Annotated in this window: 10 protein-coding genes; 4 read left to right on the forward strand and 6 right to left on the reverse strand. The window is 43.0% G+C overall.

Translation table 11 applies throughout. The annotated features are described in order from the left end of the window. Positions 1-72 precede the first annotated feature (72 nt). The 4 genes from QYT14_RS11665 to QYT14_RS11680 form a co-directional block, all read right to left on the reverse strand. Complete coding sequence (locus tag QYT14_RS11665; protein ID WP_288325469.1) at positions 73-1734, reverse strand: tetratricopeptide repeat protein; 1662 nt, start codon at positions 1732-1734, stop codon at positions 73-75. A gap of 642 nt (positions 1735-2376) precedes the next feature. After that, positions 2377-4374 carry a family 20 glycosylhydrolase gene (locus QYT14_RS11670; RefSeq protein WP_288325468.1) on the reverse strand — a complete coding sequence of 666 codons (1998 nt, stop codon included), beginning with the start codon at positions 4372-4374 and terminating at the stop codon, positions 2377-2379. A 30-nt stretch (positions 4375-4404) separates the two neighbouring features. Then, the gene (mutS, locus tag QYT14_RS11675; protein WP_288325467.1) at positions 4405-7017 is read right to left on the reverse strand and encodes a DNA mismatch repair protein MutS; all 2613 of its coding nucleotides are present in this window, start codon (positions 7015-7017) and stop codon (positions 4405-4407) included. Between the two features lie 110 nt (positions 7018-7127). Beyond that, a complete protein-coding gene (locus QYT14_RS11680) occupies positions 7128-7316 on the reverse strand; it encodes a hypothetical protein (protein ID WP_288325466.1) in 189 nt (62 codons plus the stop codon). A gap of 389 nt (positions 7317-7705) precedes the next feature. Here QYT14_RS11680 and QYT14_RS11685 point away from each other — a divergent pair, with 389 nt between their 5' ends. Continuing rightward, entirely contained in the window at positions 7706-8218 is a 513-nt protein-coding gene (locus tag QYT14_RS11685; RefSeq protein ID WP_288325465.1) for a flavin reductase, read from the forward strand. Here QYT14_RS11685 and QYT14_RS11690 read toward each other — a convergent pair. Beyond that, positions 8213-8902: a response regulator transcription factor gene (locus tag QYT14_RS11690; protein WP_288325464.1), complete on the reverse strand. Its 690-nt coding sequence runs from the start codon at positions 8900-8902 to the stop codon at positions 8213-8215. The genes QYT14_RS11685 and QYT14_RS11690 overlap by 6 nt on opposite strands. Positions 8903-8920: 18 nt before the next feature. Further along, entirely contained in the window at positions 8921-10300 is a 1380-nt protein-coding gene (locus QYT14_RS11695; RefSeq protein ID WP_288325463.1) for a HAMP domain-containing sensor histidine kinase, read from the reverse strand. A gap of 127 nt (positions 10301-10427) precedes the next feature. On the opposite strand from QYT14_RS11695, the gene QYT14_RS11700 reads away from it, so the two are divergent. The 3 genes from QYT14_RS11700 (at position 10428) to QYT14_RS11710 (ending at position 12513) form a co-directional block, all read left to right on the forward strand. Continuing rightward, positions 10428-10580, forward strand: coding sequence for a hypothetical protein (locus tag QYT14_RS11700; protein WP_288325462.1), 153 nt, complete (start codon positions 10428-10430; stop codon positions 10578-10580). A 111-nt stretch (positions 10581-10691) separates the two neighbouring features. Then, positions 10692-10919: a hypothetical protein gene (locus QYT14_RS11705; protein WP_288325461.1), complete on the forward strand. Its 228-nt coding sequence runs from the start codon at positions 10692-10694 to the stop codon at positions 10917-10919. A 91-nt stretch (positions 10920-11010) separates the two neighbouring features. Next, positions 11011-12513 (forward strand): radical SAM protein, encoded by a 1503-nt coding sequence (locus QYT14_RS11710; RefSeq protein ID WP_288325460.1) that lies wholly within the window; start codon positions 11011-11013, stop codon positions 12511-12513.

Here is a 12513-nt window from a genome sequence, read left to right on the forward strand (position 1 = left end):
GAATAGTATAACAACAAGCGAAAGCGATGACACTACAAAAAGATAATACACTATCTATCAGCAGTATACATTCTACACCTCTGACAATTTCCGCTTTATTCTGGACCTGCGCTGATTAATGGCTTGCGTATCGCTAAAACCCAGACATAATGCAACGGTCAAAGAAGAGAGCCCTGTCTGTTCCATACAAAGAAAGAACAAATCATCTTCAGTCAACCCCGAACATTTAGCTTGCAAAGAAGATACATACGTCGAATAAATCCCCAAAATCACTTTTTTAAGCTTATCTGTCTCCACCGTAGAGAAGACCATTCTATGCTTTTTATCTGTCTTATCCTGATTGGCCAATGCCATTACTTTTCTATAAATCGGTGTCTGCTGGAACTGCCAAGCCTGCAACTCTATCTTCTCTTTCTCCAATTGAGTTATCAACCGCTCTCTTTTGCTGATTTCATCCAGATTCTTATTTTCCTTATCCCGCAAAAGAGCGATGACAACTTCATTCTCCTCTATCCGCCATTGCATCGTACGCAGTTTGTCATTCGTATACTCCAATGACTGTTGATAAAGCACTTCCTGCCTGTTCTTCCTATTAATACGATATTGGTAAACGAGAATCATTACAAAGAAGATGACAACAGCGACAAAAACTATCAGTCCTATCGTCATTCTTGACTTTCTTTGTTCCTCCCTTATTCCCAGTTCCGTTTGATGCTTATAGACCAGATGCTGTACTTCGGACAGTTCCTCACCGGCATCCAAGGAATCCCGAATCATCACAAAAGTATCCAGATAATGATAAGCAGACTTATAATTACCCAATTGGGCTTTAACCACAGCAAGTGACCAATAAGGCATTGCTTGAGGCTCAGAGAGAAATAAGCTCTTATCCAAATAATAGCCGGCAGAATCATATTGCCCCAAATCAATATATAAATCACCCATATTCAGAAAATAAAGCCCCGATTGGGGATATTTGTCAGAGAGAGACTGCAACACCTTACGTGCATAAACCACAGCCGAATCTGTTTCTCGAAATTGTCTATAACGGATACTCAGATTATGCCAAGAGGCAATCATCATGCTTGTATCTCCTCCATTCTCCGCATACTCCACCGCTTTTCGCTGATAAGCAAGGGCAGAATCCTGTTTCCCCCTCATTGTATAGACATACCCGATATTATTATAGACCACAGCTGTATCTCCGGCATTATACGAATAATATAAAGACCGGTTCAACACTTCCAACGCCTTGTCATATAGCCCGCAATCTCCATACCATAATCCCAGCACGCTATAAATCAAGCTCCTGCATAGCGTATCCTCCGGATAATCCTGCAACACGTCCAACGCTTTCAGATTCATCTCTATCGCTGCCTTTTTATCATCCATCTGTGCCAGCAACCGCCCTTTATAAAGCAAAGCCACTGCCATCTCCTTATCATCATCGCCATAATAATCGAGTGCAAAATCCAATAATGAATCGCAAGGCAACAAAGGCAACTCATTTTTATCCATAGCCTCAGCCATTAGCAATGCATAATAGGCCCTGTCCGCTTCTGTCATTTCATCCAAAACAGATATACTCCTTAAAACAGTCAATGCACTGTCCGGCTTCACATTCAGCAATGAATCTACCTGATATAACAGCAGATTAGAGGAGTGGTGATTACAGGCAAACAAGCAAACAGCCAGCAGGCCGATGACATTTAAATTCACAATAAATGAACGCATAATAATTTTGTCTTTAGTTTTCTAGTTTTCTGCAGGCAAAGGTAGTAAAATACCTCTAAAAGAGAAAGATAACTGCCTGAGAAGCATTAAGAAGACAAAGTTTTACCATACACTGGTAAGAGTTCGCACGTAAGTACCCCCCCAACAATGCCCATTGTTTACATAAACAATCACTACCGGTTGACCGTGAAGTACGCCGTCAGCGTACAATGTTTCCATAGCTTCTTCTTTTATTAATGAACGTAAAATATACATTAACCACGAACGTGGTTAACTTTAACCACAGTCGTGACTAAGCCTAACCACCCTCGTGAACAGACTTAACCACAGCGGTGGTTAAGCAATTACAATAGGCTTCTTACATAAACGGTTACTATTGTTTGGAAAAACACTCTCTATTGTTTGAAAAAAGCCTTTGGTCAACTTTTGTCTTTCTTTATAAGACATTCGGAGAGTTGAAACAAAAAAAAATGAAAGTGTGTCGGAACTCTCATAAACTAAAAATCACCCTCGCCACAGGTAGTTGTAGCAAGGGTGATTTCGATAAAGATGTTCGTCAATTAATAGCCAAAGTCCTTTCCCCTATGAGTTCATAACCGACATCAGGCTTCACTTCAAGTCATAAGTATAATCATAAGGGCATTACATTTCTCCCTGCCTGCAACTCACATCTTTCAGCTTCCCCTGAAATCCATTCAGCGTATCTCCTATCTGCTGCAAAGGAAAGACCAAAGTCTCTTGATAGCGCATCTCATCCATCGACTTATACTTAGGATTATAGACCCGCATGGTTCTGCCTTCCAGACGCTCCTGCAATTTACCGTCCACATACAGGGAAGTGCCCTTGTAATCTCCTTCAATGCGGATGGAAGACCATCTGCCGGCCGGAAGACGATAAGAATTAAACACAAATGTGTAACCGTCGCGAGAGAAGGCAATCCGTCCCGTATTCTCCCAGTTTGTATATACCGTGGCATGAGCGCCTCTAAATAATACACCGCTGATATTCGTCTTTTCGTCCGGACAGATTTTGAATTCCACCGTATAGGGGTAGCCCACTTCCTGCAAAGCAGTCTGAACCGTATCCTTACCGGTAAAGAGCAGTTCCTTGCCGGGAACCGTCAGTGCGACATCTTTATGGGGAGAGATTTTGCCCGACAGGTTAATGCCCGGCGCTTCGGGCATCTCTTTGCAAAGAGCCTCAAATGCTTTATAAGGCACTTGTTTGTTGTCTCCCTTCCACAGTCTTTCGGTCAGCACCTGAACGGCCGGAAAAGCACGGATATGCACATCCTGTTGCGAGATGCCATTGCCGCATTGGTCGTTCCACACGGCAAACATTCCGCCCAATACCCCCGGAGTACCTTCGGGAAGTGTCTGCTTGCGGTTCATCAGCCAGGGAGTCCATGTCTCATACAGCCATTGATGGTCCAAAAACTCGCGATAGTAGCCCGCACCGGGCACAATATACAGATAGGTATCGCAAGTATTGATAAGCTTATATCCGTCTTTTAAAGATATTTCCGGGTCTACCCAGTCATACGACCACGCATTTACCGTTACTCCCTCTGCCTTTACAGGAGTCTTTCCGGGAAGCCATTTCAAGCCTCCCCACATACGCGGGGTCTTACCATACTTTTCAATGTACTTCAAGTAGCGGTCAGTGAAATAACGATACTGCTCGGCTTCTTTCTTATTGTATTCGTCCGTACCGATATGCACATCAGGGCCTATAAACACAGGGTGCTCTCCTGAAAGATACTCATCAAGCAGCGAATCGATAAAACGGTACGTTTCCTCTTTATACAAGTCCAGATGGTCCATTCCATACTCTTTGCTGCCTATTTCGGGCTTGTATTGGGTGAAGGACAATGAATGGGCCGGAATGTCTATTTCGGGAATCACATTCACCCCATACTCCATGCCCAACCGCTGCAAGTCCGTAAACTCTTGTTTGGTATACGAACCGTCCTTTGCCGTCAGACCGGGGAAACGTTCGCTTTCAAGACGGAAAGCGGCATACGTCTTGTTCCAGTCATTGTCAAAGAACTGCGGAAAGCCGTTGTCGTTCAGGTGAATCTGGAATTCGTTCATCTTATAGAAGGAAAGTATCCTGACATATTGCTTCAGATAGTCCAACGTAAAGAACTTGCGGCCGGCATCAATCATAAAACCGCGGTTAGGGAATAAAGGAAAGTCGCGTGCCGTCCCTTTCGAAATCTTTCCCTGCTGCTTATAAAGCATCTGCAGCAGCGTGCGGGTTCCCCAGAACACTCCTTTCCGGGTAGGCGCCTCAATCCCGGCATAACGGTTTACCGACAGTTTGTAGCCTTCATCACCCAACTCTTTGTCGGGCTTCATCAGAGCCATATAAATATCATTTTTGCCCGGTTTACCGGTTCTCACGGAATAATTCCAGCCCAACATGGCGTTCAGGTCATCTGCCAATATCCCGGCGGTAGACAAAAGTACAGCCTCATCAGCAGGGTTTACAACAATATTGCCTTCGGCGGGAAGGGCCAGTTTGCCACTGCCTCCTTTCCATTGCTGAAGGGCAGGGATTACTTGGGGACACGGTTCTTGTGCGGAAATCGCAAGACATGCCATCCACAGACAGCATAAAACAAGAAAGTTTTTCATAAGCATTGAGGTTTTAAAAGGAGGGGGATATTATTTCCCCCTGACTATTTTCTTGATATCATTCAGTTTATTCAAAGCTTCGAGAGGCGTCAGATTATTGACATCCAGCGTCAGAATCTCATCACGTATCTGACACAGCACCGGGTCGTCTAACTGGAAGAAACTGAGCTGCATCCCGTCTCGGCCGGAAGCTATCTCCGCCGTCGGTTTGGCAATCCCCTGCTGGCGGTTGTCCGTCTCCAACTGGTGCAGGATATCGTTTGCACGTTTCACGATGCTCTTCGGCATACCCGCCATTTTCGCCACATGGATACCGAAAGAGTGCTCACTGCCTCCCCTCTCCAGCTTGCGCAGGAAGATGACTTTATTATCCACCTCCTTCACCGACACATTGTAGTTCTTAATACGCTTGAAGGATTTCTCCATTTCATTCAGTTCATGGTAATGAGTGGCAAAAAGTGTACGCGCCTTTGCACGCGGATGCTCGTGGATGTGCTCCACTATCGCCCATGCAATAGAGATGCCATCGTAAGTGGAAGTGCCCCTGCCCAGCTCATCAAACAGCACCAGACTGCGCGGAGAAAGGTTGTTCAAAATATCCGCCGCCTCATTCATCTCTACCATAAAGGTAGACTCTCCCACCGATATATTGTCGCTGGCACCCACGCGGGTGAATATCTTATCCACCATGCCGATACGGGCACTCTCTGCAGGAACAAAACATCCTATCTGCGCCAACAGCGTAATCAATGCCGTCTGGCGGAGCAAAGCCGATTTACCGGCCATGTTAGGCCCCGTGATAATGATTATCTGCTGGCTGTCGGTATCCAGATACACATCATTGGCAATATACTTCTCCCCCACCGGAAGCTGTTTCTCTATCACCGGATGGCGTCCCTGCCTGATATCCAGCACATCACTGTCCTCCACTATCGGACGGATGTACTTATTCGCTCCGGCAACATTGGCAAAAGCAAGCAGACAGTCCAAACGGGCTATCTGGTTGGCATTAATCTGAATGGCAGGGATATATTCGGCAAGGGAAAGAACCAAATCATTATAAAGCTTGGTTTCGAGCGTCAGAATCTTATCTTCCGCACCCAGAATCTTTTCTTCGTATTCCTTCAACTCCTGTGTGATATAACGCTCTGCATTCACCAGTGTCTGTTTGCGAATCCAGTCGGCAGGCACTTTGTCTTTGTGTGCATTGCGCACCTCTATGTAATAGCCGAATACATTGTTATAGGCAATCTTCAGACTGGGAATGCCGGTCTGCTCACTCTCGCGCTGCTGCACCTGCAACAGATAATCCTTTCCCGAAAAAGCGATGCGGCGCAACTCGTCCAGCTCTTCATTTACCCCATCGGCTATCACTCCCCCTTTATTCACCAGCAACGGAGGGTCATTCTTTATCTCTTTGGCTATTTTCTCGCGGATATTGAGGCAAAGGTTAAGCTGTTCACCGATGCGGCGCAAACTGTCATTGTCGGCATTCAGACAAGCGTTCTTAATAGGCTCGATGGCCTGCAATGCCACTTTAAGCTGAACCACCTCACGCGGAGAGATACGTCCCACGGCCGCTTTAGACACAATGCGTTCCAGGTCGCCGATAAACTGCAACTTCTCTTCAATGAACTCTTTAAAGTCCGGTTCGCGGAAGAAATACTCCACCACATCCAGGCGCTCATTGATAGGCTTCTCGTCTTTCAACGGAAACACCACCCAGCGTTTCAGCAGACGGGCCCCCATCGGGCTGATTGTTTTGTCGATAACATCCAGCAGACTCGTGCCTCCGTCATTCATGCTACCCAGCAATTCCAGGCTCCGGACAGTGAATTTATCCAAGCGCACATAGCGGTCTTCCTCAATGCGCGACAGCGAGGTGATATGGCCGATTTGATAATGCTGCGTCATATCCAGATATTGCAGGATGGCGCCCGAAGCGATAATACCGTTCTTGAGATGCTCGACGCCGAAACCTTTCAAATTCTTCGTTTCAAAGTGTTTCAACAGCTTCTCGCGAGAAGAAGTCTCGGTAAACACCCAGTCCTCCAATTCGAACGTGAAGAACTTGCTGCCGAAATTTCCTTCAAACATTCCCCGCTTTCCGCGTTCAAACAATATTTCCTTGGGAGCGAAGTTGTTCAACAGCTTGTCCACATAGTCAAACGGCCCTTCAGCCGTAAGAAATTCACCGGTAGAAATATCCAAAAAAGCAACACCACACGCAGCTTTACCGAAATGGACTGCCGCCAGAAAGTTATTCTCCTTATACGAAAGGACATTATCATTGATGGCCACCCCCGGAGTCACCAACTCGGTAATACCCCTCTTCACCAACTTCTTTGTCAGTTTAGGGTCTTCCAACTGGTCACAGATGGCCACACGCTTGCCGGCACGTATCAGTTTCGGCAGATAAGTATCCAGAGCATGATGCGGAAAGCCCGCCATCTCCACACTCTTCCCTTGTCCGTTGGCACGTTTGGTCAGTGTAATTCCCAATATTTCAGAGGCTACAATGGCATCTTCGGAATAGGTTTCATAGAAATCTCCACACCTAAAAAGCATGATTGCATCGGGATGCTTTGCCTTCAACTCAAAAAACTGCTTCATCATCGGGGTTAAAACCACATCATTTGCCACTGTTGTATCCTTTCTTTTTAAAGTTAATATCACCGGACAAAGATAGCAAATCGACCTCTGATTTTAAAACAGTGAAAGGAAAAGTTTTACACTATTTATCCCTCTTGCAGCTACACAATATCTACAATAATCTTTGCTTCTTTCAATTTTCGGAGTATCTTTTCTTCTTTCATTGAGCGTGCCGGCATCTTGCCATGAGCCAACCGCCATACTTTCCACGGAGTAACCTGATGCTTGAATGCCAGACTACAATAAACAAACCGATACTTTGAATTCCAAAATCTAAATATTTCCATCATCTCAATGATTTTATCTGTCTTGTAGCTCCGGCAAAACATTTATTATTATTAGAAACGTGGAACTATCTGTTCTAATATCCGCTTAGGAAGGCCCTGAGATTGCCTGTGAACACGAATATACGACAGCTTAGCCCCACGCTATAACAAGCGTGAGAACCAACTGCGTCCTTCATGTGTTCACGAAAATTTCTCAGGTTTTCCTAAACATGAAAAAGACACAACGTTTCTCTGCAACGTAATCTTTTATAAATCCGCAGAGACATCTCCATGTCTCAAACTTGTACAAAAGTAGTGATTAATTGTCAATATACGCCCAATAAATACCAAAATATTAACCGCATAGTCATTTTATTGTTTCTATCTTTGTGCACATAAACAAATAAAGACCAATGAAAAAGATACAAGTAAAAGAGCTGAAAGACAACATGTTTGAGACAATCAGCAAAGAATGGATGCTGGTAACCGCCGGTACAAAGGAAAAATTCAATACAATGACTGCCAACTGGGGCGGCATCGGATTCTTATGGAACAAGCCGGTAGCCTTCATCTTTATCCGCCCCGAACGCTACACGTTCGACTTCATAGAGCAGAATGATTACCTCACTCTCTCTTTCCTGGGCGAAGAGCATAAGGATGTTCACAAAATTTGTGGTTCTAAGTCAGGGCGAGATATCGACAAAGTGAAAGCAACAGGGCTTCAACCCTTATTCACCGAAAATGGAAGTATTACTTTTGAACAGGCCCGGCTGACCTTTGAGTGCAAGAAACTGTATGCCGATATAATTAAGCCGGAAGACTTTATCGACCAAAGCATTATCGACCGATGGTATGGAGAAGCGCACGGCGGCTTCCATAAAATGTATGTGGTAGAGATTGTCAATGTATTGGAGGCAATCTCATAAAACAGGCGGCTGAGTACCTAAAATGGAAAGTATATATCCTGTTCTTGGCACAGTTTCCAAGGACAGGCTCTCGTCTTCCGACAGATATTTCCGCAGTCTCGCCACATAGTTATTCAAACTCTGCTCGCTGCCGGGAGTACCCTCCCACAGCTCCTGCACTATTTGTTCGCGACTTACTGTTTGATTCATGTTCTGTGCCAACAACTTCAGCAGTTTATATTCAAACTCAGTCAGCCTTCTCACAGGCTCCTCGCCTTTGAACAACATACTGTCTCCGGCTCTCAGATTAAACATTCCGATGGATAGTCCTTTCGGATGGAAATATGGCGTGTGCCTGCGTATGTAAGCCACCAACTCCTCCATTTCGAAAGGCTTTCGCAGATAAGCGATGCCACCTGCATCCAGCGCCCTTGCCACTTCCGAACCGGCTATGTGTGAAGAGACAAACAGAATCGGTGTATCGGGAGCCGTCAGTTTGAGTTCCGCAACGGCATCTATTCCATTCTTCCCTCCTATCTCTACATCCAGCACCATAATGTCCGGCTGCATTTCCTGAACCACACCCTGAATTCCTACCAGCGTAGTGCAATACTCTGCAGCATAGCCCGATGCCCTCAATGCCAAGATTACCACTTGTCCCAATGCGATGTCATCGTCTACAAACAGAACTTTTGTCTTTTCCATCCGTTTTTCTCCTTTCAATCAACGATATGGAATAATGAATGTAAAAGTGCTTCCTTCACCTTCGGCACTCTTCATCATTATTTCCCCTCCATGTTCATTTATAATATATTTGGATTGTGCCAAGCCTATGCCGTAACCCTTCTGCTGTTGCTCTTCGCTTCGGGGAACCCGATAGAACTGGGTGAACAATTTCTTCTGATGGGTGGCAGCGATGCCCCAACCATTGTCTTTGACAGACACACGCAACCGCTCATCCACAATAGAAAGAGAGACCTCTATTCTCACTCCTGCATCCGAATATTTCAAGGCATTCTCCATCAGGTTACGAAGCACGTTCTCTATATACATGCCATCGGCCATTACCTGCAAACCCGAAGGAAGTTCATTGATGATGCAGATGGTATGAGGCTTGTCCGGATAGAGGCAGGACAACTCCTTCTTCACTCCCGCTGCTATTTCCGGAACATCAATCAGACTTTTATTCAATACCACCTGATGACGATCCATGCGTGCGGTCATTAACAAAGCCTCTATGTTGGAAATCAGACGCTTCACACCCGCTTTACTCGTTTCAAGCATCTCCTTGGTCTCCTCATCGGATACCACTAATTTCAACCACCCCATCATCGTAATAACACTGTTCAATGGAGATTTCAAATCATGAATAGTGCCATTTATAGTCATTTCCCTCTTGCGGAGCAAGACTTCCTTCCGACGAATGGCAGTCAGCTGAAAAAACAGACAAAGTAATACCAGCAGCATCATGCAGGCAGAAAGAGCCAGCGTCCAAAGCTGATGCCGCAGAAAATGAGACATAGGAATATCTACCTTTATCTGAAGATATTGCAAGCCTTTTGTGCCAATAGGCATGAACTTAGATACATAATCAGGCGTATGGCTTTCCAAGTCTCCAACAGAAGAAATCATTACGGTGTCTTTATCATAAAGAAGGAATTGATGAGGATGATGGATAATGCTATCTGATAAATGCCAAAGGCTGTCCAAAGTATGCATATTCAGGGGGAAACCTGCTGCTAATAAATAATCTTGCGCCAATTGAGATACAATCTCTCCGGTTGTAGTACCTATCCCCATCTTTCTAGCTGCCGGCAAATTAAATGTATCTTTATTAGTCGGTAATTTACGAATACTGTCTAACTCTTGCGGAGTCATGTCCGACAATAATTTCACTTTAAGCACAGGTTTCGTTTGTATCGGCCGTCCCGACCGTAAATCACTTCGAATCCACTTTTCATCTTCTATTATTCTTTTTGTAACCTCACTTATATTAATTATATCTTCGACCACATCTTGATTATATAAACTAAATATATAACTAATTTGCAGACAGACTGTTGCAGCCATAGCAATAAAGGTGATATAATAATATTTCTTCATTTTATAATCAGTTCTACGCGACAAAGATAATTGTTTCTGATCAAAAAGATTATAAAATGATTATGTTTTTATTATAAACGCTCTTTTTAAAACGACTTACCTTTGCGAAGTATAAAAAAAAACACTAATGGAAACAATAAACTTAGAAAAACTTACGACAGAAACGATAGAGTCAATAAAGGGCGGTGGATGGGTCTTTCAAGAAAACCAATGGATATGGATTGAAGATGATCCCCCTACGGACGACAATGATTGGAGTTATAATATCAATCTAAAATAAAATGACTATTTATTACCGGTAAATTAAATAAGTACAGAACCTAATCTGTATAATCAGCAGGAACGGATACCGAAAAGTTTATAGAGTAGGTTTATACCCAAAACGTATAATATGAAATCTATTACGACATTGGAAAACATCCCTGATTCATTGGATATCCAAGAAATGATGGATGTAAAAGGAGGAGCAGAAGTAAATGCAAATATATGCCTCCTTGCCGCAGCAGTTAAATGCACTGTGGCAGGTGCTGGAACATGCACTACAAAAGGTTCCGGAACGATTGTTATACAACCGAATCCGAGCCCGAATCCAGGTCCAACTACAGAACCCGGACATTAAAAGTCTAACAATGTAGAAGAAAGATGTCACAATATATTTGAGATACAAGTATATTTGTGGCATCTTCATTCACTCTATTTAAACACAAAATATGATAGATATCAATAATATATATATTTTAAACCCTGACTATCATTTTAAAAATGATATTGACAGAATTGTTATGTATTCCAACAAGCAAGTAAAATACAATGCTTCCATTGAATGGATAGGATACATACATCCGTTTCAGGCCATGATATTATCTCTCTTCACCGACAATAAAACGTTGACAACACACATAGATGAAATAGCAAAACATTTTCATTTATCTCCTAATGCGGTGTATGATATGATTCTTCCATATATCAGCAACTCCGGATATTGCTTTACAGTTATAGACTCCAATAAAGTTATTTTCCCTGCAAATACACTCATTCCTCTTTCCCAAATAGAAACTGAAGATTTGCATTATGATTTTAACATAAGCGACCTTCAGTGCAACAATGTAGACTTGACACCGGATAGAATGCATCGCTCCCCACAATCTCTACTATTTATGCTTACCAACAAATGCGTTACAAACTGTAAATATTGCTACGCAGACAAGAAAACCAAATGCATAGAACTGGATACCGAAAAGATATTAGCTCTTATCGAAGAAGCCAAACAACTTAAAATGTCATATATAGATATCATAGGCGGAGAAGTATTTTGCAAAAAGGACTGGGACATTATCCTTCACAAATTAGTGGCTTCAGACTTAACTCCTAGCTATATATCAACTAAGGTTCCTATTAATGCCAGTATTGCCGAGAAGTTATATAAAACAGGATACAATAATGTCATACAGATTTCTCTGGACATCTTAGACGAAAATAAACTAATTGACCTGATCGAATGCAAGAAAGGGTATCTTAAAAGTATTAAAGATGGAATTGACATTCTGCAAGAATACGGCTTCAAGATTCAGATAGATACCATTTTAACCAAACATAATTCAAATAAAAGCGATATAATAGAATTATACAACTATATCAAACAAATTAAAAATCTTGTTTATTGGGAAATTAGAGTACCCGAATTATCAATCTATACTCCACAAACATTTTCAGAAATACAAGCCACCAAAAAAGATTTAACTGAAATTTGCTCCTTCATTAAATCGGAGCTAATACCTGATAAAGGATGTACTATCTATGTAAGCGATGAAGCCATAGAAGAAATTTATAAAAAAGGAAAGCCCAACGACCAATGCTTTAAAGGAGGGTCATGCGGAATTCTAGAAAATCGATTATTCGTATTGCCCGACGGAAAAGTAACACTTTGCGAACAACTATATTGGCATCCTCAATTCATTTTAGGAGACTTAAAAGAACAGACATTAGCAGAAATTTGGCAATCGCCGAGGGCTAAAGCCTTATTTGAAATGGGACAAACTCAGTTTCGGGAAAATAGTGCCTGCACGAAATGTCACATTTTTGAGTTTTGCAGAAAGAACCACAGACGATGCCTAGTAAAAGTTATAAAAGCGTATGGAGAAGAGAATTGGGATTATCCTGACCCTCGCTGCCAATATGCTCCAACTATTCAAACAAACCTAATTTATAAATAA

The organism is uncultured Phocaeicola sp., from assembly GCF_948499155.1.
Lineage (GTDB): Bacteria > Bacteroidota > Bacteroidia > Bacteroidales > Bacteroidaceae > Phocaeicola > Phocaeicola faecalis.